The organism is Citrobacter sp. Colony219, from assembly GCF_019382635.1.
Lineage (GTDB): Bacteria > Pseudomonadota > Gammaproteobacteria > Enterobacterales > Enterobacteriaceae > Citrobacter > Citrobacter youngae.
The window spans coordinates 2,846,588-2,872,912 of sequence record NZ_CP080033.1 but is presented as its reverse complement, the minus strand read 5'-3'; the positions used below and the strand labels follow the sequence as shown (position 1 = coordinate 2,872,912).

At 49.9% G+C, this 26,325-nt stretch carries 20 protein-coding genes, 2 tRNA genes and 3 other RNA genes; 15 read left to right on the top strand and 10 right to left on the bottom strand.

From position 1 onward, the window contains the following. Positions 1 to 336: 336 nt before the first annotated feature. Genes JTI85_RS12850 through narI form a run of 4 tightly spaced genes read left to right on the top strand, consistent with a single transcriptional unit; the run spans position 337 to position 6,999 of the window. Positions 337 to 4,080, top strand: coding sequence for a nitrate reductase subunit alpha (locus JTI85_RS12850; RefSeq protein WP_115601913.1), 3,744 nt, complete (start codon positions 337 to 339; stop codon positions 4,078 to 4,080). Further along, on the top strand, positions 4,077 to 5,615 hold the full coding sequence (narH, locus tag JTI85_RS12845) for a nitrate reductase subunit beta (RefSeq protein WP_048211470.1): 1,539 nt from the start codon (positions 4,077 to 4,079) through the stop codon (positions 5,613 to 5,615). Before JTI85_RS12850 ends, narH begins: the two co-directional genes overlap by 4 nt. Continuing rightward, the gene (narJ, locus tag JTI85_RS12840) at positions 5,612 to 6,322 is read left to right on the top strand and encodes a nitrate reductase molybdenum cofactor assembly chaperone (protein WP_048211471.1); all 711 of its coding nucleotides are present in this window, start codon (positions 5,612 to 5,614) and stop codon (positions 6,320 to 6,322) included. Before narH ends, narJ begins: the two co-directional genes overlap by 4 nt. Further along, the gene (gene narI, locus JTI85_RS12835; RefSeq protein WP_048211472.1) at positions 6,322 to 6,999 is read left to right on the top strand and encodes a respiratory nitrate reductase subunit gamma; all 678 of its coding nucleotides are present in this window, start codon (positions 6,322 to 6,324) and stop codon (positions 6,997 to 6,999) included. The genes narJ and narI overlap by 1 nt, the downstream gene beginning before the upstream one ends. 210 nt (positions 7,000 to 7,209) lie before the next feature. Here the strand turns inward: narI and JTI85_RS12830 are convergent. The 7 genes from JTI85_RS12830 to JTI85_RS12800 form a co-directional block, all read right to left on the bottom strand. Continuing rightward, positions 7,210 to 7,340, bottom strand: a non-coding RNA gene (locus JTI85_RS12830) — RtT sRNA. Positions 7,341 to 7,383: 43 nt separating this feature from the next. Continuing rightward, a non-coding RNA gene (locus tag JTI85_RS12825) (RtT sRNA) lies at positions 7,384 to 7,514 on the bottom strand. Positions 7,515 to 7,557: 43 nt separating this feature from the next. Next, positions 7,558 to 7,642: transfer RNA gene (locus JTI85_RS12820), tRNA-Tyr, on the bottom strand. A gap of 34 nt (positions 7,643 to 7,676) precedes the next feature. After that, positions 7,677 to 7,808: non-coding RNA, RtT sRNA (locus JTI85_RS12815), on the bottom strand. A gap of 43 nt (positions 7,809 to 7,851) precedes the next feature. After that, positions 7,852 to 7,936 (bottom strand) — tRNA-Tyr (locus JTI85_RS12810). Between the two features lie 157 nt (positions 7,937 to 8,093). After that, positions 8,094 to 8,936 (bottom strand): formyltetrahydrofolate deformylase, encoded by an 843-nt coding sequence (gene purU, locus JTI85_RS12805; RefSeq protein ID WP_048211473.1) that lies wholly within the window; start codon positions 8,934 to 8,936, stop codon positions 8,094 to 8,096. A gap of 55 nt (positions 8,937 to 8,991) precedes the next feature. Continuing rightward, positions 8,992 to 9,447, bottom strand: coding sequence for a YchJ family protein (locus JTI85_RS12800; RefSeq protein ID WP_061068013.1), 456 nt, complete (start codon positions 9,445 to 9,447; stop codon positions 8,992 to 8,994). A 111-nt stretch (positions 9,448 to 9,558) separates the two neighbouring features. Here JTI85_RS12800 and rssA point away from each other — a divergent pair, with 111 nt between their 5' ends. The 3 genes from rssA to galU all read left to right on the top strand — a co-directional run bounded on the left by rssA (position 9,559) and on the right by galU (position 12,683). Beyond that, positions 9,559 to 10,467, top strand: coding sequence for a patatin-like phospholipase RssA (rssA, locus tag JTI85_RS12795; RefSeq protein WP_219351595.1), 909 nt, complete (start codon positions 9,559 to 9,561; stop codon positions 10,465 to 10,467). Between the two features lie 90 nt (positions 10,468 to 10,557). Beyond that, positions 10,558 to 11,571 carry a two-component system response regulator RssB gene (gene rssB / locus JTI85_RS12790; protein ID WP_219351593.1) on the top strand — a complete coding sequence of 338 codons (1,014 nt, stop codon included), beginning with the start codon at positions 10,558 to 10,560 and terminating at the stop codon, positions 11,569 to 11,571. Between the two features lie 203 nt (positions 11,572 to 11,774). Continuing rightward, a complete protein-coding gene (gene galU / locus JTI85_RS12785) occupies positions 11,775 to 12,683 on the top strand; it encodes a UTP--glucose-1-phosphate uridylyltransferase GalU (protein WP_101742305.1) in 909 nt (302 codons plus the stop codon). Between the two features lie 137 nt (positions 12,684 to 12,820). Here the strand turns inward: galU and hns are convergent, their stop codons facing one another. After that, positions 12,821 to 13,234 carry a histone-like nucleoid-structuring protein H-NS gene (gene hns, locus JTI85_RS12780; RefSeq protein ID WP_003020723.1) on the bottom strand — a complete coding sequence of 138 codons (414 nt, stop codon included), beginning with the start codon at positions 13,232 to 13,234 and terminating at the stop codon, positions 12,821 to 12,823. A 645-nt stretch (positions 13,235 to 13,879) separates the two neighbouring features. Between hns and tdk the strand changes: the two genes are divergently transcribed. Then, complete coding sequence (tdk, locus tag JTI85_RS12775) at positions 13,880 to 14,497, top strand: thymidine kinase (RefSeq protein WP_005126397.1); 618 nt, start codon at positions 13,880 to 13,882, stop codon at positions 14,495 to 14,497. 224 nt (positions 14,498 to 14,721) lie between these two features. Here the strand turns inward: tdk and adhE are convergent, their stop codons facing one another. Then, positions 14,722 to 17,400 (bottom strand): bifunctional acetaldehyde-CoA/alcohol dehydrogenase, encoded by a 2,679-nt coding sequence (gene adhE, locus JTI85_RS12770; protein WP_137345964.1) that lies wholly within the window; start codon positions 17,398 to 17,400, stop codon positions 14,722 to 14,724. 486 nt (positions 17,401 to 17,886) lie between these two features. On the opposite strand from adhE, the gene ychE reads away from it, so the two are divergent. The 7 genes from ychE to JTI85_RS12735 all read left to right on the top strand — a co-directional run bounded on the left by ychE (position 17,887) and on the right by JTI85_RS12735 (position 25,925). Then, on the top strand, positions 17,887 to 18,534 hold the full coding sequence (gene ychE, locus JTI85_RS12765) for an NAAT family transporter YchE (RefSeq protein ID WP_048211478.1): 648 nt from the start codon (positions 17,887 to 17,889) through the stop codon (positions 18,532 to 18,534). A 772-nt stretch (positions 18,535 to 19,306) separates the two neighbouring features. After that, positions 19,307 to 20,938, top strand: coding sequence for an oligopeptide ABC transporter substrate-binding protein OppA (gene oppA / locus JTI85_RS12760; RefSeq protein WP_048211480.1), 1,632 nt, complete (start codon positions 19,307 to 19,309; stop codon positions 20,936 to 20,938). Positions 20,939 to 21,171: 233 nt separating this feature from the next. Beyond that, a complete protein-coding gene (oppB, locus tag JTI85_RS12755) occupies positions 21,172 to 22,092 on the top strand; it encodes an oligopeptide ABC transporter permease OppB (protein WP_005126405.1) in 921 nt (306 codons plus the stop codon). A gap of 14 nt (positions 22,093 to 22,106) precedes the next feature. After that, a complete protein-coding gene (gene oppC, locus JTI85_RS12750) occupies positions 22,107 to 23,015 on the top strand; it encodes an oligopeptide ABC transporter permease OppC (protein WP_048211481.1) in 909 nt (302 codons plus the stop codon). An 11-nt stretch (positions 23,016 to 23,026) separates the two neighbouring features. After that, positions 23,027 to 24,040 carry a murein tripeptide/oligopeptide ABC transporter ATP-binding protein OppD gene (gene oppD, locus JTI85_RS12745; RefSeq protein WP_005126407.1) on the top strand — a complete coding sequence of 338 codons (1,014 nt, stop codon included), beginning with the start codon at positions 23,027 to 23,029 and terminating at the stop codon, positions 24,038 to 24,040. Then, positions 24,037 to 25,041, top strand: a complete 1,005-nt coding sequence (gene oppF / locus JTI85_RS12740) for a murein tripeptide/oligopeptide ABC transporter ATP-binding protein OppF (protein ID WP_048211482.1) — start codon at positions 24,037 to 24,039, stop codon at positions 25,039 to 25,041. The genes oppD and oppF overlap by 4 nt, the downstream gene beginning before the upstream one ends. A gap of 47 nt (positions 25,042 to 25,088) precedes the next feature. Next, the gene (locus tag JTI85_RS12735) at positions 25,089 to 25,925 is read left to right on the top strand and encodes an ion transporter (RefSeq protein ID WP_219351591.1); all 837 of its coding nucleotides are present in this window, start codon (positions 25,089 to 25,091) and stop codon (positions 25,923 to 25,925) included. A gap of 37 nt (positions 25,926 to 25,962) precedes the next feature. On the opposite strand, the gene JTI85_RS12730 is transcribed toward JTI85_RS12735, so the two are convergent. Beyond that, entirely contained in the window at positions 25,963 to 26,292 is a 330-nt protein-coding gene (locus JTI85_RS12730) for an HI1450 family dsDNA-mimic protein (protein WP_040233211.1), read from the bottom strand. Between the last annotated feature and the right edge of the window lie 33 nt (positions 26,293 to 26,325).

Below are 26,325 nucleotides of genomic sequence, written 5' to 3'. Positions count from 1 at the left end.
TAATTAGTTACAACATACTTTTGTATTGTGGCATGACAACAGCCTGTGAGAACGGCGTACTCAATATGCTAAGCAGGGGGGATACCCCTTAATACCCACTTATAAAGAATTTAACATTTGCATGATAAGTGAATTATTTAAAATCCTTTAAATTCAATTCATTACGTTAAATATCAATATCCCACTTTGGGGGTATGTAAAAACCAACCCTCATTTTTCATCCCTGTCTGCCTTGATCGTTATCAATTATCACGCCCTTTCAGAGCGTTACCTTCACTCCCAATCAAGCAATGTCGATTTATCAGAGAGCCGTCAGGCTCCTACAGGAGAAAACCGATGAGTAAATTCCTGGACCGGTTTCGCTACTTCAAACAGAAGGGCGAAACCTTTGCCGATGGGCACGGCCAGCTTCTCAACACCAACAGGGACTGGGAGGATGGATACCGCCAGCGTTGGCAGCATGACAAAGTCGTGCGTTCAACCCACGGCGTAAACTGTACCGGCTCATGCAGCTGGAAAATCTACGTGAAAAATGGTCTGGTAACCTGGGAAACCCAGCAAACTGACTACCCGCGTACTCGTCCTGATCTGCCAAACCACGAACCTCGCGGCTGCCCGCGTGGCGCGAGCTATTCCTGGTATCTCTACAGCGCAAATCGCCTCAAATATCCGCTGATGCGCAAACGTCTGATGAAGATGTGGCGTGAAGCGAAAAGACTGCACAGCGATCCCGTTGACGCCTGGGCCTCCATCATCGAAGACGCCGATAAAGCAAAAAGCTTCAAACAAGCGCGTGGCCGTGGCGGGTTTGTCCGTTCTTCCTGGCAGGAAGTAAACGAACTGATTGCGGCATCTAACGTCTATACCGTGAAAACCTATGGTCCTGACCGCGTTGCTGGTTTCTCACCGATCCCGGCAATGTCGATGGTTTCTTATGCTTCTGGCGCGCGCTACCTGTCGCTGATCGGCGGTACTTGCCTGAGCTTCTACGACTGGTATTGCGACTTACCGCCTGCGTCTCCGCAGACCTGGGGTGAGCAGACAGACGTACCTGAATCTGCTGACTGGTACAACTCCAGTTACATCATCGCCTGGGGTTCTAACGTACCGCAGACCCGTACCCCGGATGCGCACTTCTTCACAGAAGTTCGCTACAAAGGTACCAAAACTGTTGCGATTACGCCGGACTACGCAGAAATCGCCAAGCTTTGCGACCTGTGGCTGGCACCGAAGCAGGGGACCGATGCGGCGATGGCGCTGGCGATGGGCCACGTTATGCTGCGTGAGTTCCATCTCGACAACCCAAGCCAGTACTTTACCGATTACGTGCGCCGTTACACCGACATGCCAATGTTGGTCATGCTTGAAGAGCGTGACGGTTACTATGCCGCTGGGCGTATGCTGCGTGCGGCAGATTTGGTCGATTCTCTGGGCCAGGAAAACAACCCGGAATGGAAAACTGTCGCGATTAACAGCAACGGCGAAATGGTTGCGCCAAACGGTTCAATTGGTTTCCGCTGGGGTGAAAAAGGTAAATGGAACCTTGAGCAGCGTGACGGTACGTCTGGTGCCGAAACCGAACTGCAACTGAGCCTGCTGGGTAGTCAGGATGACATCGCTGAAGTCGGTTTCCCGTACTTCGGTGGCGAAGGAACTGAACACTTCAATAAAGTCGAACTGGAAAACGTTCTGCTGCATAAACTGCCGGTGAAACGACTGCAACTGGCCGATGGCTCTACGGCTCTGGTGACCACCGTTTACGATCTGACCATGGCTAACTACGGCCTTGAGCGTGGTCTGAATGATGAAAACTGCGCGACCAGCTACGATGACGTAAAAGCGTATACCCCGGCGTGGGCAGAAAAAATCACCGGTGTTTCACGTTCTCAAATCGTGCGCATCGCCCGTGAATTTGCAGATAATGCCGATAAGACGCACGGTCGTTCGATGATTATCGTCGGTGCGGGTCTGAACCACTGGTACCACCTCGATATGAACTATCGTGGCCTTATCAACATGCTGATTTTCTGCGGCTGCGTTGGTCAGAGCGGTGGCGGCTGGGCCCACTATGTGGGCCAGGAAAAACTGCGTCCGCAGACAGGCTGGCAGCCGCTAGCGTTTGCCCTTGACTGGCAGCGTCCGGCGCGTCACATGAACAGTACGTCCTATTTCTATAACCACTCCAGCCAGTGGCGCTATGAGACGGTCACCGCGCAGGAACTGCTGTCTCCGCTGGCGGATAAATCCCGCTACAGCGGTCATTTGATTGACTTTAACGTACGCGCCGAGCGTATGGGCTGGTTGCCGTCCGCACCGCAGTTGGGTACTAACCCGCTGTACATTGCGCGTGAGGCGGAAAAAGCTGGGATGACACCCGTCGATTACACCGTTAAATCTCTGAAAGAAGGTTCTATTCGCTTTGCGGCAGAACAACCAGAAAACGGTAAAAACCATCCGCGTAACCTGTTTATTTGGCGTTCTAACCTGCTCGGTTCTTCCGGTAAAGGTCATGAATACATGCTGAAGTACCTGCTGGGTACCGAGCACGGTATTCAGGGGCTGGATTTGGGTAAACAGGGCGGCGTGAAGCCAGAAGAAGTGGAATGGCAGGACAACGGGCTGGACGGCAAACTGGATCTGGTGGTGACGCTGGACTTCCGTCTGTCGAGCACCTGTCTGTACTCCGACATCGTGCTGCCTACCGCAACCTGGTACGAGAAAGACGATATGAATACTTCGGATATGCATCCGTTTATTCATCCGCTGTCTGCCGCTGTTGATCCAGCCTGGGAGTCGAAAAGCGACTGGGAAATCTACAAAGGCATCGCGAAGAAATTCTCTGAAGTCTGCGTAGGCCACCTCGGGAAAGAAACCGACGTGGTGACGCTGCCAATCCAGCACGACTCTGCCGCCGAACTGGCGCAGCCGTTAGACGTGAAGGACTGGAAAAAAGGCGAATGCGACCTGATTCCGGGTGTTACCGCGCCGCACATCATGACCGTTGAGCGTGATTACCCGGCAACTTACGAGCGCTTCACCTCTATCGGTCCGTTGATGGAAAAAATCGGTAACGGTGGTAAAGGGATTGCCTGGAACACCCAGAGTGAAATGGACTTGCTGCGTAAGCTCAATTACACCAAGGCGGAAGGCCCGGCGAAAGGACAGCCTTGTCTAAACACGGCTATTGATGCCGCTGAGATGATCCTCACCCTGGCACCGGAAACAAATGGTCAGGTTGCCGTGAAAGCCTGGGAAGCGCTGAGTGAATTTACCGGACGTGACCATACGCATCTGGCGCTGAACAAAGAAGATGAGAAGATTCGCTTCCGTGATATTCAGGCGCAGCCGCGCAAAATTATCTCCAGCCCGACCTGGTCAGGTCTGGAAGATGAACATGTGTCTTATAACGCCGGTTATACCAACGTTCACGAGCTGATCCCTTGGCGCACGCTTTCTGGTCGCCAGCAGTTGTATCAGGATCATCAGTGGATGCGCGACTTCGGTGAAAGCCTGCTGGTTTATCGTCCGCCAATCGACACCCGTTCGGTGAAAGAGGTGATGGGCGAGAAGTCTAACGGTAATCCGGAAAAAGCACTTAACTTCCTGACGCCGCACCAGAAATGGGGTATCCACTCCACCTACAGCGACAACTTGCTGATGCTGACGCTGGGACGCGGTGGTCCGATCGTGTGGATGAGTGAAGTTGATGCGAAAGAACTGGGTATCGAAGATAACGACTGGATCGAAGTTTTCAACAGCAACGGTGCCTTAACCGCCCGTGCCGTTGTCAGCCAGCGTGTGCCGGCCGGGATGACCATGATGTACCACGCGCAGGAACGTATTGTGAACCTGCCAGGTTCAGAAATTACCCAGCAGCGTGGCGGGATCCATAACTCGGTAACGCGTATTACGCCGAAACCGACCCACATGATCGGCGGCTATGCACATCTGGCCTACGGCTTTAACTACTACGGCACCGTAGGGTCGAACCGTGATGAGTTCGTTGTGGTACGTAAGATGAAGAACATTGACTGGTTGGATGGTGAAGGCAATGACCAGGTACAGGAGAGCGTAAAATGAAAATTCGTTCACAAGTCGGCATGGTGCTGAATCTTGATAAGTGCATCGGTTGCCACACCTGTTCAGTAACCTGCAAAAACGTCTGGACCAGCCGTGAAGGTGCCGAATATGCCTGGTTCAATAACGTTGAAACGAAGCCCGGTACGGGGTTCCCGACTGACTGGGAAAACCAGGAAAAATGGAAGGGCGGTTGGATCCGTAAAATCAACGGCAAGCTGGTGCCGCGCATGGGTAACAAAGCGCTGCTGCTGGGTAAAATCTTTGCTAACCCGCATCTGCCGGGCATTGATGATTACTACGAGCCGTTTGATTTCGACTACCAGACGCTGCACAACGCACCTGCTGATAGCAAGGCGCAGCCGATCGCCCGTCCGCGCTCGCTGATTACCGGTAAGCGTATGGACAAAATCACCAAAGGTCCGAACTGGGAAGATGACCTGGGCGGCGAGTTCGAGAAACTGGCGAAAGACCAGAACTTCGAAAATATACAGAAGGCGATGTACGGCCAGTTCGAAAACACCTTCATGATGTATCTGCCCCGTCTGTGCGAGCACTGCCTGAACCCGGCGTGCGTGGCGACCTGCCCAAGTGGCGCCATCTACAAACGTGAAGAAGATGGCATCGTGCTGATTGACCAGGACAAGTGCCGTGGCTGGCGTATGTGTATCACCGGTTGCCCGTATAAGAAGATCTACTTCAACTGGAAGAGCGGGAAATCTGAGAAGTGCATTTTCTGCTATCCGCGTATCGAAGCCGGTCAGCCGACCGTTTGCTCTGAAACCTGCGTAGGTCGTATTCGTTATCTCGGCGTGCTGCTGTATGACGCAGATGCGATTGAAAGCGCGGCAAGCACCGAGAACGAGAAAGATCTGTATCAGAGTCAGTTGGACGTATTCCTCGATCCAAACGATCCAGCGGTGATTGAACAGGCACTGAAAGATGGCATTCCGCTGAGTGTAATCGACGCGGCCCAGCAGTCTCCGGTATACAAAATGGCGATGGACTGGAAGCTTGCGCTGCCGCTGCATCCGGAATACCGCACGTTGCCGATGGTCTGGTATGTGCCACCTTTATCTCCGATTCAGTCCGCTGCTGACGCGGGTGAACTGGGTAGCAACGGTATTCTGCCAGACGTGGACAGCCTGCGTATCCCGGTTCAGTACCTGGCGAACCTGCTGACTGCGGGTGATACCCAGCCAGTACTGCGGGCATTGAAACGTATGCTGGCGATGCGTCACTACAAACGCGCAGAAACCGTAGACGGTAAAGTTGATACCCGCGCGCTGGAAGAAGTCGGGCTGACCGAAGCTCAGGCACAAGAGATGTATCGTTACCTGGCGATTGCTAACTATGAAGATCGTTTTGTGATCCCGAGCAGCCATCGCGAACTGGCGCGTGAAGCATTCCCGGAGAAGAGCGGTTGTGGTTTCACCTTTGGTGATGGTTGCCACGGTTCTGATACTAAATTCAATCTGTTCAACAGTCGCCGCATCGATGCTGTCGATGTGACCAGCAAAACGGAGCCGCACCAATGATTGAACTCGTCATTGTTTCGCGTCTGCTCGAGTACCCGGATGCTGCCTTGTGGCAGCATCAGCAGGAACTTTTCGATGCACTCGCGTCATCTGAAAACCTGGACAAAGAGGATGCCCAGACTCTGGGCGTTTTCCTGCGCGATTTAACTGCGCAGGACATGCTGGATGCACAGGCAAGCTATAGCGAACTGTTCGACCGTGGTCGTGCGACTTCGCTACTGCTGTTTGAACATGTTCACGGTGAATCCCGCGATCGTGGACAGGCGATGGTTGACCTGATGGCGCAGTATGAGCAGCACGGGCTACAACTCGATAGCCGCGAATTGCCAGATCACTTGCCGCTGTATCTGGAGTACCTCGCACAGTTGCCAAAAAGCGAAGCGTTAGGTGGCTTGCAGGATATCGCCCCGATTCTGGCGCTGCTCAGTGCGCGTCTGCAACAGCGCGAAAGCCGTTACGCGGTGCTGTTCGATCTGCTGTTAAAACTGGCGAATACCGCTATCGACGGTGACAAAGTGGCCGAAAAAATTGCGGATGAAGTTCGTGACGACACGCCGCAGGCACTGGATGCTGTTTGGGAAGAAGAGCAGGTGAAATTCTTTGCCGACCAGGGATGTGGTGAGTCTGAAATTTCTGCTCACCAGCGTCGTTTTGCAGGGGCCGTTGCGCCGCAGTACCTGAACATCACCACCGGAGGACAGAACTAATGCACTTCCTGAATACGTTCTTCTTTGACATCTATCCGTATATTGCGGGTTCTGTCTTTCTGATTGGCAGCTGGTTACGTTACGACTACGGTCAGTATACCTGGCGTGCGGCTTCCAGCCAGATGCTGGATCGCAAAGGGATGAACCTTGCGTCAAACCTGTTTCACATTGGGATCCTTGGCATCTTCGCGGGCCATTTCCTGGGGATGCTGACGCCACACTGGATGTACGAAGCGTGGTTACCGCTTGAAGTGAAGCAAAAGATGGCAATGTTTGCCGGTGGTGCCAGTGGTGTGATGTGCCTGGTGGGGGGCGTGCTGCTGCTGAAACGTCGTCTGTTTAGTCCACGCGTGCGTGCAACGACCACGGGAGCCGACATTCTGGTGTTGTCTGTTCTGGTTATCCAGTGTGCACTGGGCCTGCTGACCATTCCGTTCTCGGCTCAGCATATGGACGGTAGCGAAATGATGAAGCTGGTGAACTGGGCACAATCAGTGGTGACCTTCCACGGCGGGGCGTCTCAGTATCTGGATGGCGTGGCATTTATTTTCCGTGTGCACCTTGTGCTGGGTATGACGCTGTTCCTGTTGTTCCCATTCTCGCGTCTGGTACATATCTGGAGCGTGCCAGTCGAGTATCTGACACGTAAATATCAGATTGTGCGCGCCCGTCATTAATTTCGCGTTGTAACGCACCAAACCCCGCTACGGCGGGGTTTTTTGTATTCTGCACGCCGGATGGCGGCGTAACCGCCTTATCCAGCCTACGCAGACGTCAGTTCTCTGTAGGCCTGATAAGCGTAGCGCCTCAGGCAAATTGCTGGCACGTATTGAGGGCAGAATATGGGGGATTGCAGATGGACTTGGTGTTGGTGCTATATAAGGTGATGGTGGTGTGGGAAGGATGACTCAGCGCCGCGCGTTTCGCCCTTCGGGTCGTTGCCTGCGACAACGCTTTCTCGCTACGCTCGAATCGAACCTTAGTCGAAGCTTCTCATCCTTCCCGACTGGGTAGAATATAAGGCATTGAGATATGATTTAGTAAAGTCTTACAAGAGAAGATGGTGGTGGGGGAAGGATGACTCAGCGCTGTGCGCTTCGCCCTTCGGGTCGTTGCCTGCGGCAACGCTTTCTCGCTACGCTCGAATCGAACCTTAGTCGAAGCTTCTCATCCTTCCCGACTGGGTAGAATATAAGGCATTGAGATATGATTTAGTAAAGTCTTACAAGAGAAGATGGTGGTGGGGGAAGGATTCGAACCTTCGAAGTCGATGACGGCAGATTTACAGTCTGCTCCCTTTGGCCGCTCGGGAACCCCACCAAGGGTAATTCAAATTGTAGGTAAAGCTTGAGGATGGTGGTGGGGGAAGGATTATTCGTCGCTTCGCTCCTCACCCTTCGGGCCGTTGCCGCTGGCAACGTTCTCTCGCTTTCGCTCGAGTCGAACCTTAATCGAAGATTCTCACCCTTCCCAGTAAGTGCAAACTTCAGCATAGCTTATTGGGGTTACTACATCACTGTAGTGAATAATGGTGGTGGGGGAAGGATTCGAACCTTCGAAGTCGATGACGGCAGATTTACAGTCTGCTCCCTTTGGCCGCTCGGGAACCCCACCACGGGGTAATGCTATGTTACTGGCCTGCTTCCTTTGTAAGCGGGGCGCATCATATCAAATGATGCGCCCCTGTAAAGTATTCCGTTGATAAAAAAGAACTGGTTGCCTGATTTTTACGCGTAAAGATGTAAAGGTAACCAATTAAATTATCAATCGATTACAGAATAATCGTTCGGTTACCGTAAACAAAGACGCGTTGAGCCAGAACCTGATACAGCGCGCGGCTTAATACGTTTTTTTCAACGTCACGACCGGCACGCATCATATCCTCTGCGGTATAGGTATGATCTACATGAATCACGTCCTGCATGATGATCGGACCTTCATCGAGGTTATCATTCACATAATGCGCCGTCGCACCGATGATCTTCACACCGCGGTCATAGGCCTGATGGTACGGGCGAGCACCAATAAACGCTGGCAGGAATGAGTGGTGGATATTGATAATCTTATTCGGGAAACGAGAAACAAATGTCGGCGTCAGGACACGCATATATTTTGCCAGCACGACATAGTCTGGCTGATGTGCGTCGATAGCATCGGCCATTTTCTGGTCATGTTCGTCACGCGTTAATCCTTCGTGGCTGACCAGCTCAAAAGGAATATCAAAACGCTCAACCAGGGAACGTAGCGTGTCGTGGTTGCCGATAACCGCGGCAATTTCAACATCCAGTCCGCCGTAATTGGCCTTCATTAACAGATCGCCCAAACAGTGGGCTTCTTTGGTGACTAAAATAACGATGCGGCGCCGTCCAGCAGGCGTAAGCTCGCGAATGGAACCTTCTGGTAGCGCGCTGTCCAGATCGGTCAGCAGTGTGACATCGTTAAAAATGCCTTCCAGCTCGGTGCGCATGAAAAAACGCCCGGTACGGTGGTCCACGAACTCATTGTTTTGCACGATGTTCAGTTCGTGCTTGTAACAGATGTTAGTAATGCGCGCGATCAGACCTTTTTGGTCCGGGCAAATTGTACGCAGCACTTTTCGTTGTAATGAATGCATTTGCAGCGGAGATCCTGTTGAGAATGTTTGCATAATTGATACTGTCGGGCGTTGATTAGCCGCAGCACTTTTTAAATTTTTTACCGGAGCCACAAGGGCAGGTATCGTTTCGTCCAATTTGCGGGCGTGTACCATCGATATAGTACCACTGACCGTTTTCTTTTAAAAAACGAGAGCGTTCAATAATTGCGCCTGTTTTTCCCTGTTCAGAAAACCGTGCGACAAAACTGACATAGCCGATATTGTCGGTTTCTGCCGTCTGCTGTTCAAAAACGGTCAGTCCCAGCCATTCGGTATGGGTAAATCCTGCAATAATGTCATCCCGGAAATCGGCGGCATGGCAATCTGGATGCCAGGTTTTGATGAGGTAATCTGCGTCTTTCATCACAAAAGCACAGTAACGAGAACGCATGAGATGTGACGGCGTAGGTGCTACTTGTGCACCGGACACATAACGGTAGCAACATAGGCTATACTCGACAGCGCTACCACAGGGACAAAGCTGAGACACAAAGTACTCCCTGGAATAAAAAAACGGCGTAAAAACGCCAGGGTGGCACTATGTTAACTGAGCCGTGGCGATGTTGCTACGTCTGCAAGCCAGGGGAAGTCTGTAGGTATAATGAGAAAAATAAAAATTGGGCTGGCGCTAGGTTCCGGCGCAGCACGCGGCTGGTCGCATATTGGTGTGATCAAAGCCCTGAAACACATGGGCATTGATATTGATATTGTGGCAGGGTGTTCCATTGGCTCACTGGTCGGAGCCGCCTACGCATGTAACAAACTCCCCGCGCTTGAACAGTGGGTTTGCTCCTTCAGTTACTGGGATGTTTTACGCCTGATGGATCTCTCGTGGCGCAGGGGCGGATTATTGCGCGGCGAACGGGTATTCAATCAGTATCGGAATGTCATGCCGGTAGAATCTATCGAACAATGCTCACGTCGTTTTGCTACTGTCGCAACCAATCTAAGTACGGGCCGTGAACTCTGGTTTACCGAAGGTGATTTGCATCTTGCCGTCCGTGCCTCCTGCAGTATTCCTGGCCTGATGTCACCTGTGGCGCATAATGGTTATTGGCTGGTTGATGGCGCGGTGGTGAACCCTGTACCCGTCTCCCTGACGCGTGCGTTGGGGGCCGATATCGTTATTGCAGTCGACCTGCAACATGATGCGCACCTGATGCAACAGGATCTGCTCTCCTTCAACGTCAATAGTGAAATCGAATCGAACGATGATGATGAGCTGTCATGGCATGCCCGCCTGAAAGAACGTTTGAGCAACATTACGGCCCGGCGTGCAGTCACGGCACCTACGGCGATGGAGATCATGACGACCTCGATTCAGGTTCTGGAAAACCGTCTCAAGCGCAACCGTATGGCTGGAGATCCACCTGATATTCTGATTCAGCCGTTTTGTCCGCAAATATCTACGCTGGATTTCCATCGCGCCAGTGCTGCTATTGCTGCCGGGCAGTTAGCGGTCGAGAAGAAAATGGATGAGCTTCTGCCCCTGGTAAAAACCAACGTTTAACGCATTTTTCATCAACACTTAAGCAAATTCTGACAGGCGTGAGTTGCAATAGCATGCCACTATTTACTAAAGCCAGTCAGGGGGGAGAATATGACGCAGCCATTGGTCGGAAAACAGATTCTTATCGTTGAAGATGAGCCGGTATTTCGCTCGCTTCTGGATTCATGGTTTTCCTCTTTGGGAGCGACAACAGCAGTAGCGGGAGACGGGCTTGATGCGCTGGAGTTACTGGGGCGCTTCACCCCCGACCTGATGATTTGCGATCTCGCTATGCCGAGAATGAACGGCCTTAAACTGGTTGAGTATCTGCGTAATCGTGGCGATCAGACGCCGATTCTGGTGATCTCCGCAACGGAAAATATGGCCGATATTGCCAAAGCATTACGACTCGGTGTGGATGATGTTCTTTTAAAGCCCGTGAAGGACCTTAACCGCCTGCGAGAAACCGTTTTTGCGTGTCTTTATCCCAATATGTTTAATTCTCGTGTGGAAGAAGAAGAGCGGCTGTTTCGCGACTGGGATGCGATGGTGGGCGATCCTGCAGCTGCTGCAAAACTGTTGCAAGAATTGCAGCCCCCAGTGTCGCAGGTCATCTCGCATTGTCGGGTTAACTACCGCCAGTTGGTTGCCGCCGATCAGCCAGGGCTGGTACTGGATATTGCGCCGCTCTCAGACCATGATCTCGCGTTTTATTGTCTGGATGTGACAAGGGCCGGGGATAATGGCGTCCTGGCGGCATTACTACTGCGTGCGCTATTTAACGGTTTGCTACAGGAACAGTTGGCACATCAAAATCAACGATTGCCGGAGTTGGGTGCGTTATTGAAGCAGGTGAATTATTTACTGCGTCAGGCTAATTTACCAGGACAGTTTCCTTTGCTGGTGGGCTATTATCACAGCGGATTAAAAAACCTGATTTTGGTATCAGCAGGGCTGAATGCGACATTAAATACAGGTTCACATAATGTACAAATCAGTAATGGTGTTCCGCTGGGCACCTTAGGTAATGCGTATCTTAATCAACTGAGCCAGCGTAGTGAGTCCTGGCAATGCCAAATCTGGGGGGCAGGCGGTCGTTTGCGCCTGATGTTGTCTGCGGAATGAACAATTGACAGGTAGGGGAATCAAATTGGCTCACCTACTCACGCGGCGAGTGCTACTATCAGCGCCAGATTTATACGTATTTATCTTAATTATACCGACGCGCGTCCTTTTCAGACCTGAAGCTTACTGCGGTACTGATATACTCGGATGCGAAACAGATTGATGAACATGTTCAATACATGAACAGTCCAGGAGAGTTTTAAATGGCTGCCCTTAATTCAAAAGTCAAAAAGGCCGTTATCCCGGTTGCGGGATTAGGAACCAGGATGTTACCGGCTACGAAGGCAATCCCGAAAGAGATGCTACCGTTGGTTGATAAGCCATTAATTCAGTACGTCGTGAACGAATGTATTGCTGCGGGCATCACTGAAATTGTACTCGTGACTCACTCGTCTAAAAATTCAATTGAAAACCACTTTGATACCAGCTTTGAACTTGAAGCGATGCTTGAAAAGCGCGTAAAACGTCAGCTTCTGGAAGAAGTGCAATCTATTTGCCCTCCGCATGTCACTATTATGCAGGTGCGTCAGGGGTTGGCAAAAGGTCTGGGGCACGCGGTATTGTGTGCCCATCCGGTTGTTGGCGATGAACCCGTTGCGGTCATCCTGCCGGACGTTATTCTTGACGAATACGAATCTGATTTATCCCGTGACAACCTTGCTGAAATGATCCACCGTTTTGATGAAACAGGCAGCAGTCAGATTATGGTGGAGCCTGTAGCAGACGTAACGGCTTATGGCGTTGTTGATTGCAAGGGCGTTGAATTAACGCCTGGTGAAAGCGTACCGATGGTTGGCGTGGTAGAAAAACCGAAAGCAGACGTTGCGCCATCTAATCTGGCCGTTGTGGGGCGTTATGTTCTCAGTGCGGATATCTGGCCTCTGCTGGCAAAAACACCTCCGGGAGCAGGTGATGAAATTCAGCTGACTGACGCTATCGATATGCTGATCGAAAAAGAAACGGTAGAAGCCTATCACATGAAGGGTAAAAGCCATGACTGTGGTAATAAGCTGGGCTATATGCAGGCGTTTGTTGAATATGGTATTCGCCATAATACGCTTGGCACTGAATTTAAAGCGTGGCTTGAAGATGAGATGGGTATTAAGAAGTAACCTCGCGGTATTATAAGGACAGAACGGCGCTGCTAATCCAGCGCCGTTTTTTTATACCTAATTTGGGTAGGGCGATGTGCGAAGTACGGGTAAAAAAATCCCGCCAGTGGCGGGATTTTAAGCAAACTATTTCTGAATTATTCCTTGATCAGGAAATCGTCCAGTTGTTTACCTTGTTCTTCCATTGCTTTTTTGATCACGGCCGGTGTACGACCCTGGCCAGTCCAGGTTTTAGTTTCACCGTTTTCGTCAACGTAGCTATATTTAGCCGGACGCGCTGCGCGTTTAGCTTTGGTACCGGACTTAACCGCTGCCATGCTATTCAGCAGTTCGTTCGGATCGATACCATCAGCAATCAGCATTTCACGATATTGTTGCAGTTTACGAGTACGCTCTTCAACTTCAGCAGCCGCAGCGCTTTCTTCTTCGCGACGCTCGCTAACTACAACTTCTAATTTTTCCAGCATTTCTTCAAGCGTTTCCAGAGTACATTCTCTCGCCTGCGCACGAAGAGTACGGATGTTGTTCAGAATTTTAAGTGCTTCGCTCATTGTAGTAATCTCAAACTTATATTGGGGGTGGTTTGTTGAGCTAATAATAGAGCGATAAATTCAGTTGTGCAATAGCCAGGAATGTAAGGAATTCAAAATTGCTCTTTATTTAGTGTCTGTATTAATTGTTCTGTCTTAATTTTACGACGATGTCGGGCATAAAAAAGGCTTATTGGTATGCGGGCTTCATGGCAGCAGAGAGTAAAAATTCAAGATTCAGGTCACATTTCATGGTGTACAAATAGTATCTCTTTGCAGTGATTTCAACCTTTTGTATTAGTTTTGCTTACGGGAATCCCCTATTACAAGGTGGCTATCGTTAGATGCAATAACAATAAGGGCAGGGTTTCTTTATTGCGCGGTGATGATAAGTGACGTTGATGAATTTCAGGAGCACTATTTGTGAAAGAGTGTGTATATACTCATCATACTTCAGGTTGTTTGTGCTTTGGCAGCGGACTTTCACTCTATCGTACACTTGAGAAAGTACTCAAGGACACTTCCGCGCAGCGGGGTATTTAGACGAAACAGGGCGATGTTCGCACGTTCTTTTATACATCCCGGATGTCACGCTGCACCGACATGTTTGTGAAATATGATACAATCCTGCCCATATTTATTTTCCCCGGTGAGGGCCGATACACAATGGCACAGCTTTATTTTTACTATTCTGCAATGAATGCAGGCAAGTCGACGGCATTGCTGCAATCTTCATACAATTATCAGGAACGTGGGATGCGTGCCGTTGTATATACAGCGGAAATTGATGACCGTTTTGGCGCGGGAAAAGTAAGTTCACGTATAGGCCTGTCGTCACCTGCAAAATTGTTTAACCAAAATTCATCATTGTTCGAGGAGATTCGTGCGGAGAATGCGCAGCAACGAATTCACTGCGTGCTGGTTGATGAGTCTCAGTTTCTGACGCGACAGCAGGTTTATGAATTATCAGAGGTTGTTGATCAACTGGATATTCCCGTGTTGTGTTATGGCTTACGCACTGATTTTCGTGGTGAACTCTTCGGTGGTAGCGAATACCTGCTTGCATGGTCAGATAAGCTGGTTGAATTAAAAACTATTTGTTTCTGTGGCCGTAAGGCCAGCATGGTATTACGCCTTGATCAGGCCGGAAGGCCTTATAACGAAGGAGAGCAGGTCGTTATAGGCGGAAATGAACGCTATGTATCGGTGTGCCGCAAGCATTATAAGGAAGCACAGTCTGAAGGCTCTCTGACGGCCATTCAGGAACGTCACAGCCACGATTAACCCTCCTCTGTTCTCCTGCTGAGTTAAAATCGCAGGGTAGGCCTCTGTTTTAGCCAGAAGCGATACCCTGCGTATTGCCTTCTGGTGCCACTTTCACACCTATTTCCCTTACGCCTTTTCACCTCGGTGGCTGGCGTCTGCATAGTCTGATTTTCGCTGAGTATGGCAAAAAAAAACGGCCCCAAAGGGCCGTTTATGAAGATACTAAAACTTATGTGAGTGCATTAAGCGGATTTTTTCGCTTTTTTCTCAGCTTTAGGCGCTGCTGCTGGCTCAGTTTTAGCAGCAGGTTCACCTTCACTATACTCACGACCGTAGTACGTATCCAGCAGGATCTGTTTGAGTTCAGAAATCAGCGGGTAACGCGGGTTAGCACCGGTGCACTGGTCGTCAAACGCATCCTCAGACAGTTTGTCGACGTGTGCCAGGAAGTCAGCTTCCTGAACGCCAGCTTCACGGATAGATTTAGGAATACCCAGTTCAGCTTTGATTTCTTCCAGCCATGCCAGCAGTTTCTGGATTTTAGCCGCAGTACGGTCGCCCGGTGCGCTTAAACCCAGATGGTCTGCGATTTCGGCGTAGCGACGACGAGCTTGCGGACGATCATACTGGCTGAAAGCAGTCTGTTTAGTCGGGTTGTCGTTCGCGTTATAACGAATGACGTTGCTGATCAGCAGGGCGTTCGCCAGACCGTGAGGAATGTGGAACTGAGAACCCAGCTTGTGCGCCATTGAGTGACATACACCCAGGAAGGCGTTAGCAAACGCAATACCGGCGATGGTCGCTGCACTGTGAACACGCTCACGCGCTACCGGGTTCTTAGAACCTTCATGGTAGGACGCAGGCAGGTTTTCTTTCAGCAGTTTCAGCGCTTGCAGAGCCTGACCGTCAGAGAATTCAGATGCCAGTACGGAAACGTAAGCTTCCAGAGCGTGAGTCACCGCATCCAGACCACCGAATGCACACAGTGATTTCGGCATATCCATAACCAGGTTGGCATCGACAATTGCCATGTCTGGGGTCAATGCGTAGTCAGCCAGCGGGTATTTCTGACCCGTTGCATCGTCGGTAACAACCGCAAACGGAGTCACTTCAGAACCAGTACCGGAAGTGGTGGTGACGGCGATCATTTTCGCTTTCACGCCCATTTTCGGGAACTTATAGATACGTTTACGGATGTCCATAAAGCGCAGCGCCAGCTCTTCGAAATGGGTTTCCGGATGTTCGTACATCACCCACATGATTTTCGCGGCGTCCATCGGGGAACCACCGCCCAGTGCGATGATAACGTCAGGCTTGAAGGAGTTAGCCAGCTCAGCACCTTTACGAACAACGGTCAGAGTCGGGTCAGCTTCAACTTCAAAGAACACTTCGGTTTCAACGCCGGCTGCTTTCAGAACGGAGGTGATCTGGTCTGCATAACCGTTGTTAAACAGGAAGCGGTCGGTAACGATCAGCGCACGTTTGTGACCATCGGTAATCACTTCATCCAGTGCGATTGGCAGTGAGCCACGACGGAAGTAGATAGATTTCGGAAGTTTGTGCCACAACATGTTTTCAGCTCGCTTAGCAACGGTTTTCTTGTTGATCAGGTGCTTAGGACCAACGTTTTCAGAGATGGAGTTACCACCCCAGGAACCACAACCCAGAGTCAGGGAAGGTGCGAGCTTAAAGTTGTACAGGTCGCCGATACCACCCTGTGAAGCCGGGGTGTTAATCAGGATACGCGCAGTTTTCATCATCTGACCGAAGTAAGCAACGCGTTCTGGTTGGTTGTCCTGGTCAGTGTACAGGCAAGAAGTGTGGCCGATACCACCCATCGCAACCAGTTTCTCTGCTTTGTCTACCGCATCTTCGAAATCTTTCGCACGGTACATCGCCAGCGTCGGGGACAGTTTTTCGTGAGCAAACGGCTCGCTTTCATCAACAACTTTCACTTCACCGATCAGGATCTTAGTTGTTTCCGGAACCGAGAAGCCTGCCAGTTCAGCAATTTTATATGCCGGCTGACCAACGATAGCGGCGTTCAGTGCGCCATTTTTCAGGATAACGTCCTGAACAGCTTTCAGCTCTTTACCCTGCAGCATGTAGCCGCCGTGGCTAGCGAAACGTTCACGAACTGCATCGTATACAGAGTCAACAACAACAACGGACTGTTCAGAAGCACAGATTACGCCGTTATCGAAGGTTTTAGACATCAGAACAGAAGCAACTGCGCGCTTAATATCCGCAGTTTCGTCAATAACAACCGGGGTGTTACCTGCACCTACACCGATTGCTGGTTTACCGGAGCTGTATGCTGCTTTAACCATGCCTGGACCGCCGGTCGCAAGGATTAGGTTGATGTCCGGGTGATGCATCAGAGCATTAGACAGTTCAACGGAAGGTTGATCGATCCAGCCGATCAGATCTTTCGGTGCGCCAGCAGCGATAGCAGCCTGCAGAACGATGTCAGCCGCTTTGTTAGTGGCATCTTTAGCACGCGGATGTGGAGAGAAGATGATGGCGTTACGCGTCTTCAGGCTGATCAGCGATTTGAAGATAGCAGTAGATGTCGGGTTAGTGGTCGGAACGATACCGCAGATTATACCAATCGGTTCAGCGATGGTGATAGTACCGAAAGTGTCGTCTTCAGACAGAACACCACAGGTCTTTTCATCTTTATAAGCGTTGTAAATGTATTCGGAAGCAAAGTGGTTTTTGATCACTTTGTCTTCGACGATGCCCATGCCGGATTCGGCAACGGCCATTTTCGCGAGAGGGATTCGAGCGTCTGCGGCTGCCAGAGCGGCGGCGCGGAAGATTTTGTCAACCTGTTCTTGAGTGAAACTGGCATATTCACGCTGGGCTTTTTTTACGCGCTCTACAAGTGCGTTAAGTTCAGCGACATTAGTAACAGCCATAATGCTCTCCTGATAATGTTAAACTTTTTTAGTAAATCATCTGCTCGATACGAGAGTATAGACAGACCGACGAAAAATTGTATAACGTTTTGAAAATCAAACGGTTAATTAACGTCCACTTTACTTTGATTTACTAAAAGAGCTTATGCGTTAGCGTCATTTAACTCTAACGCGTTACCTCCAGGTGGCGTAAGCAAGATTACTCACTTCTGAGTAGTAATTGCGTGATCTGGATCAAATTTCCGCAAAGCTGACACCTTTCAGCAGGCCCTTTTAGCGTTTCTTGGTAAGTGTTAAAAAATTGATGTAATGAATGAGGTTAACATTAGCATATTTAATACATATTAATAACACTGAGTAATGGTAGCGTATTTACGTAGATATACGCAGATAGCAGGTGAAGTATGCTGACAAAAGGCGTATCTTCAGCGCGGATTTCATCAATTTTATGACTCATTTTATCCGGCTAACGCTTCGGAGCTAACCGTGATCCATACGCTATTCGATTTTCCTGTTTATTTTAAATTTTTCATTGGGTTATTTGCATTGGTCAACCCGGTAGGGATCATCCCTGTCTTTATCAGCATGACCAGCTACCAGACCGCTGCCGCACGCAATAAAACCAACCTTACGGCAAACCTGTCGGTTGCTATCATTCTGTGGATCTCTCTGTTTCTGGGGGATGGAATTCTGCAATTGTTTGGTATCTCAATTGATTCGTTCAGGATTGCCGGTGGTATCCTGGTCGTGACTATCGCGATGTCGATGATCAGCGGAAAACTTGGGGAAGATAAGCAAAACAAGCAGGAAAAGTCGGAGACGGCGATACGCGAGAGCATTGGCGTTGTCCCGTTAGCGCTGCCGTTAATGGCGGGACCGGGGGCAATAAGCTCAACGATCGTCTGGGGCACGCGTTACCATAGTGCTATTAATCTGTTCGGCTTTTTCGTGGCGATTGCGCTGTTTGCGCTGTGCTGTTGGGGATTGTTTCGTATGGCGCCGTGGTTAGTTCGCCTGCTGGGCCAAACGGGCATCAACGTCATTACGCGTATTATGGGGTTGTTACTCATGGCGTTGGGCATTGAGTTCATTGTGACCGGGATCAAATCCATTTTCCCGGGTTTACTTGCCTGAATCCACCGAATCAATATAAACGGAGCTGCTCCCGGGCTCCGTTTCCCGCCATTATCAGTAATACTTCTCACTAAAGTTGAAACGCGCCATAGCAGTAATAAAAGATGCTGATAGCCACTGCATTTTTATGTATTGATTTTCAACACAATTATCTTTTCAGCAGAACAGATGAACCAGGGCCGCATTGTTATTTTATTAACATCATACTCTTGGGCTTGCTGAAGGATTATCGAAATGTTATTAGTTATTTCAGCACCTAATTTAGATGAATGTGCTAATTAATAACCAATTGTTAAATTTATGTGCATTTTGACGTCTCTTCGATGCCGGACAGGGCGATGAGTCGGGTGACTCACGTAATGCATTGAATAAATTGATTTTATTGTTAAAAAATCGCTGTATTAATGCTTTTGTTGTGCGTTTTTTTTTCGATAAAAGAGAATTGGTTAACAAATCTGTAAAATGTATTGGCGGTGAAGAAACGCATTTGATACTTTCCGGCCAGGTATTTAGCAGAAGATTTCACGTTGATGAGAATAATTTTCATTTAATCTCTCTCAACAGGGTAATAGCGTGCTTCCGGCAGGGGAGGCACGTAGATAATCGACGCAAGGCGATCAAACGAATCGCCAGAATAAATAAAGTCGGTGATAGCGAGCAGTAAACAAAAAAACACCTGACGGCAGAAAATCTCCGGTGTCGTACAGGGATCCTGACAGGATTAACAGTCTGGTTATAAAACCAGCCATAATAATGAGGGAGTACAAACACAATGACTAACATCACTAAAAAAAGTTTAGTAGCTGCGGGGATCCTAACTGCGCTAATCGCTGGAAATGTTGCTACAGCAGCTGTGGTACCAGCAGGCGTTCAGTTGGCTGAGAAGCAGACTCTGGTGCGTAATAATGGTTCGGAAGTTCAGTCACTCGATCCGCATAAAATCGAAGGTGTACCGGAATCCAACATTAGCCGTGATTTATTTGAAGGTTTATTAATCAGTGACGTTGATGGCAAACCATCGCCGGGTGTGGCTGATAAATGGGAAAATAAAGATTTTAAAGTCTGGACATTCCATCTGCGTAAAGACGCTAAATGGTCTGATGGAACGCCTGTTACCGCACAAGATTTCGTCTATAGCTGGCAACGTCTGGCGAACCCCAATACTGCTTCACCGTACGCCAGCTATTTACAGTACGGACATATTGTCAATATTGATGACATCATCGCTGGTAAGAAGCCAGTTACCGATCTCGGTGTAAAAGCGATTGATGACCATACCTTTGAAGTGACTCTGAGTGAACCTGTTCCTTATTTCTACAAACTCCTTGTGCACTCTTCTCTTTCCCCTGTGCCTAAAGCCGTGGTGGAAAAATTCGGTGAAAAATGGACCCAGCCCGCTAACATCGTTTCTAACGGCTCTTATAAACTGAAAGACTGGGTTGTCAACGAGCGTATTGTACTTGAGCGTAATACTCACTACTGGGACAACGCGAAAACCATTATTAACCAGGTCACATACCTGCCAATTTCTTCTGAAGTGACTGACGTGAACCGCTATCGCAGCGGTGAAATCGACATGACCTATAACAACATGCCGATTGAGTTATTCCAGAAACTGAAAAAAGAGATCCCGAACGAAGTTCACGTTGATCCTTATCTGTGCACCTACTATTACGAAATTAACAACCAAAAAGCACCGTTCAACGATGTTCGTGTACGTACCGCCCTGAAGCTGGCGCTGGATCGTGACATCATCGTCAACAAAGTGAAAAACCAGGGCGATCTGCCCGCCTATAGCTTTACCCCGCCGTATACTGATGGCGCTAAACTGGTTGAGCCAGAGTGGTTCAAGTGGTCACAGGAAAAACGTAACGAAGAGGCGAAAAAACTGCTGGCCGAAGCTGGCTTCACCGCTGAAAAACCGTTGACCTTTGATCTGCTGTATAACACCTCCGATCTGCACAAGAAGCTGGCTATCGCTGCGGCATCCATCTGGAAGAAAAATCTGGGTGCGAATGTGAAGCTGGAAAATCAGGAGTGGAAGACGTTCCTCGATACGCGTCATCAGGGCAACTATGATGTTTCACGCGCAGGCTGGTGTGCGGATTATAACGAACCGACGTCTTTCCTGAATATGGTACTGTCCGATAGCTCCAACAACACCGTCCACTATAAGAGCCCTGCATTTGACAAGTTGATTGCTGATACCCTGAAAGCGACTGATGATGCTCAGCGCAGTGAACTGTATTCGCAAGCAGAACAGCTGCTGGATAAAGACTCTGCAATTGTACCGGTGTTCTACTACGTCAACGCCCGTCTGGTGAAACCTTGGGTAGGCGGATACTCCGGTAAAGACCCGATGGATAATATCCACGTTAAAGACTTGTATATTATCAAGCATTAATGGCAAGACGTGGGGCGATTAAGGTTGCCCCACAGTGTCTTTTTCTTCGAACTATAAATACCTCTTTAGACAAAGAGAGGTATACCCTAAATAATTCACGTTGCAGGAAGGTGGCAACGCAGCGAATCGCCAGGAGCTTACTTAAGTAAGTGACGGGCGTGCGCGAGCAAAGCCAACGCACCTGCAGCTTGAAGTATGACGGGTATAAAGGCACACGCCAGAAGGTACGGGCAATGTTGAAATTTATATTACGCCGCTGTCTGGAAGCGATTCCGACACTATTTATTCTTATTACGATTTCATTCTTTATGATGCGTCTTGCGCCGGGAAGTCCTTTCACCGGAGAGCGCGCCTTACCGCCAGAAGTTCTGGCGAATATTGAAGCGAAATACCATCTTAATGATCCGATCTCAACGCAGTACTTTAGCTATCTGAAACAGCTGGCGCACGGTGATTTTGGACCATCCTTTAAATATAAAGACTACACCGTTAATGACTTGGTCGCGTCAAGCTTTCCGGTTTCCGCGAAGCTGGGGGCTGCGGCCTTTATTCTGGCGGTGGTGATCGGTGTTAGTGCGGGCGTAATCGCCGCGTTGAAGCAAAACACGCGTTGGGATTATACGGTTATGGGGGTGGCGATGACCGGGGTGGTGATCCCCAGTTTTGTCGTTGCCCCCTTATTAGTCATGATATTTGCGATCACACTGAAATGGCTACCCGGTGGCGGTTGGAACGGTGGGGCGCTGAAATTTATGATCCTGCCCATGGTGGCGCTATCCCTGGCCTATATTGCCAGTATTGCGCGTATCACCCGCGGCTCGATGATTGAAGTGCTGCACTCTAACTTTATTCGGACCGCGCGTGCTAAAGGGTTGCCGATGCGACGGATTATTTTCCGCCATGCGTTAAAACCTGCGCTGTTGCCGGTGTTGTCCTATATGGGGCCCGCGTTTGTCGGCATCATTACCGGTTCGATGGTTATTGAAACTATCTATGGTTTACCGGGGATTGGGCAGTTGTTCGTGAATGGCGCATTAAACCGCGATTACTCGCTGGTACTGAGCCTGACCATTCTGGTTGGCGCGCTGACCATCGTGTTTAACGCGATTGTCGATGTGCTGTATGCCGTAATCGACCCGAAAATCCGTTACTGATACTGGAGCTCGCTATGATGTTAAGTAAGAAAAACAGCGAAGCGCTGGAGAATTTCAGTGAGAAGCTGGAGGTCGAAGGCCGCAGCCTGTGGCAGGACGCTCGTCGACGCTTTATGCATAACCGAGCGGCAGTAGCCAGCCTCGTGGTACTGGTGATTATTGCGCTGTTTGTGACGTTGGCACCCATGTTATCGCAGTTTACCTACTTCGATACTGACTGGGGCATGATGTCCAGCGCGCCTGATACGGAGTCTGGGCACTATTTTGGCACTGACTCATCTGGCCGTGATCTGCTGGTGAGGGTGGCTATTGGTGGACGGATCTCGTTGATGGTGGGGATTGCTGCGGCGCTGGTGGCGGTGATTGTGGGCACGCTGTACGGTTCACTGTCGGGTTACCTGGGCGGCAAAATCGACTCTGTGATGATGCGTCTGCTGGAAATCCTTAACTCCTTCCCGTTCATGTTCTTCGTTATTCTGTTGGTTACCTTCTTTGGGCAAAACATCCTGTTAATCTTTGTGGCGATTGGGATGGTGTCCTGGCTTGATATGGCGCGTATCGTTCGTGGCCAGACGCTGAGCCTGAAGCGCAAAGAGTTTATTGAAGCAGCCCAGGTCGGTGGGGTGTCTACCGTGCGTATTGTTGTGCGCCACATTGTGCCAAACGTACTCGGTGTGGTGGTGGTCTACGCCTCATTGCTGGTTCCCAGCATGATCCTGTTTGAATCGTTCCTGAGCTTCCTGGGACTTGGCACACAAGAGCCGCTAAGTAGCTGGGGCGCACTGCTCAGCGATGGTGCCAACTCGATGGAAGTATCACCATGGTTACTGCTGTTTCCGGCAGGGTTCCTGGTGGTGACGCTATTTTGTTTTAACTTTATTGGCGATGGCCTGCGTGATGCCCTCGACCCGAAAGACCGTTAAGGAGTGCCGCCATGAGCGTAATTGAGACCTCAACCGCGCCGCTCGCGCAACAACAGGCTAACGCACTGCTAAACGTTACCGATCTGCGTGTGACGTTTGCCACCCCAGATGGTGATGTTACTGCAGTAAACGATTTAAACTTTTCACTACGCGCCGGGGAAACGCTGGGTATTGTTGGTGAGTCTGGTTCAGGTAAGTCGCAGACTGCATTTGCCTTGATGGGCCTGCTGGCCGCAAATGGCCGGATTGGCGGCTCCGCTACATTCAACGGTCGTGAGATCCTGAACTTACCGGAGCGTGAGCTGAACAAGCTACGCGCCGAGCAAATCTCGATGATCTTCCAGGATCCCATGACGTCTCTCAATCCGTATATGCGGGTCGGCGAACAGTTAATGGAAGTTCTGATGCTACATAAAGGTATGAGCAAAGCGGAAGCCTTTGAAGAGTCGGTCAGAATGCTGGATGCGGTGAAAATGCCGGAAGCGCGTAAGCGTATGAAAATGTATCCGCATGAATTCTCCGGCGGTATGCGTCAGCGCGTCATGATCGCCATGGCGCTGCTGTGCAGGCCAAAGTTACTGATTGCCGATGAACCCACTACTGCGCTGGATGTCACGGTTCAGGCGCAAATCATGACGCTGCTGAATGAACTGAAAAGTGAATTCAATACCGCAATTATTATGATTACTCACGACCTCGGTGTTGTTGCTGGTATTTGCGACAAGGTGTTAGTGATGTATGCCGGACGCACGATGGAGTATGGCAGTGCGCGCGATGTCTTTTATAAGCCGGTTCATCCGTATTCGATTGGCCTGCTTAATGCCGTCCCGCGTCTGGATGCCGAAGGGGAAGAAATGCTGACTATCCCGGGTAATCCGCCGAATCTGTTGCGTTTACCGAAAGGCTGCCCGTTCCAGCCCCGTTGCCCGCATGCCATGGAAATCTGTAACAGTGCTCCGCCACTGGAAGAGTTTAGTCCGGGCCGTCTGCGCGCCTGCTTTAAACCGGTGGAGGAACTGGTATGAATGCGGTAACCGAACAACGAAAAGTACTCCTCGAAATTGCCGATCTGAAAGTCCATTTCGACATCAAAGATGGTAAACAGTGGTTCTGGCAACCGTCGAAAACGCTGAAAGCCGTTGATGGCGTGACCCTACGTCTGTATGAGGGAGAAACATTAGGCGTAGTGGGGGAATCGGGGTGCGGGAAATCGACGTTTGCGCGTGCGATTATCGGTCTGGTAAAAGCGACTGATGGTAAAGTCGCCTGGCTCGGCAAAGATTTGCTTGGCATGAAACCCGATGAGTGGCGGGCAGTGCGCAGTGATATCCAGATGATTTTCCAGGATCCGCTGGCATCGTTAAACCCGCGTATGACCATCGGTGAAATTATCGCCGAACCGCTGCGGACTTATCACCCGAATCTGCCTGGGCAGGAAGTCCGTGACCGCGTAAAGGCGATGATGATGAAAGTGGGGTTACTGCCTAACCTGATTAACCGCTACCCGCACGAGTTTTCCGGTGGGCAGTGCCAGCGTATTGGTATTGCTCGCGCGTTGATCCTTGAGCCGAAGCTGATAATTTGTGATGAGCCTGTATCCGCGCTGGATGTGTCGATTCAGGCGCAGGTTGTTAACCTGTTGCAGCAATTACAGCGTGAAATGGGCTTATCATTAATCTTCATTGCCCATGACCTGGCAGTGGTTAAGCATATTTCCGATCGTGTGCTGGTGATGTATCTCGGACATGCGGTGGAGTTGGGGACCTATGACGAGGTGTACCATAATCCGCTGCATCCCTATACCAAAGCACTAATGTCAGCGGTGCCAATTCCCGATCCTGATATGGAGAGGAACAAGGTTATCCAACTGCTGGAAGGTGAGTTACCCTCCCCGATTAATCCGCCTTCGGGGTGTGTGTTCCGCACACGTTGTCCGATCGCCGGCCCAGAATGCGCGAAAACGCGTCCTGTACTTGAAGGGAGTTTCCGACACGCGGTTTCCTGCTTAAAAGTAGACCCGCTATAATCGAGAAGGCTGACACACTGTCAGCCCTTCTTTTTGGTGAGGTAAATGTGTCAGGCTTAGTCTCTTCTGTTCGCCGTACTCTCTATTGTACATTATTTGATTTAGACACGCGCTCGGGGCGCCGTTTTGAAGGCATGTGCGCACTGTTCGCATTGCTGAGCGTGATTGTTATCTTCATTGAGTCTGGGGTCGGGACGCAATACCATTTAACCTATGATGAATGGCATATTTTTGTCTGGCTGGAAGTCTTTATTACGCTGGTCTTTACCATCGAATATCTGCTCAGATTGTGCTGCTGGGCCAATCCTGCAAAATATGTGTTTAGCTTCTGGGGAATTATCGATCTCGCGACAATTCTGCCACTGTATGTGATGTGGCTATGGCCGGAAATTAGTCTGAGTTATGTTTTCGCCTGGCGAGCGATGCGTGTGCTGCGTGTACTGCGAATACTCAAACTGCTGCGATTTATGCCGTCGCTGCGTGTGTTCTGGAGCGCAATTAAAAGTGCCCGTCATCAGTTGATGCTGTTTTATTCGTTTATTGCCATTCTGATGATTGTCTTTGGCGCCCTGATGTACCTGATTGAAGGCCCGAAATATGGTTTTACTACGCTGAATGCGTCGGTATATTGGGCAATCGTTACGGTTACAACTGTTGGCTATGGTGATATTACCCCGCATACACCGCTTGGCCGCATGGTTGCGTCAGTGCTGATCCTGATTGGTTATTCGGTTATCGCAATCCCGACAGGATTGATAACAACACATATGAGTAGTGCGTTTCAGCACCGGCAAAATCAGCGCAAATGTCCACAGTGCCAACAAAGTCAGCATGAGCACAGCGCGCAATTTTGTAATCGTTGCGGAAGCAAATTGCCTGACTAGAAATAAAAAAAGCTGCGAGAGCAGCTTTTTGTTTTCATTATTCACGCCAGAGGATGTGGCAGAGTTTGTGATCTTTTTCGCGACATAACAGAACACGCGCAAAAATATCGTTAATCTCGCCGTCTTCTGAGTCTGCCAGACCAATCACCACTTCGGCGAAGAAGTCAGGATTCAGGTCAAAATCAACGTGCTCCTGCCAGTCTTGTGCAGGGTCGAATAACTCTGCACCGCCACGCTCTTCAAACTGCAAATTGAACAGAAGGATGTCGGCCGGATCGAGATTGTCCGCCGCCAGTTCGAGAAAAATGTCATAAGCCTGCTCGAGCGTTTCGTCTTCGGTCAGGCGGTTGTTCAAATCCATATCCATAATGACTACCTGTTTACTGTCTGATGGGCACGT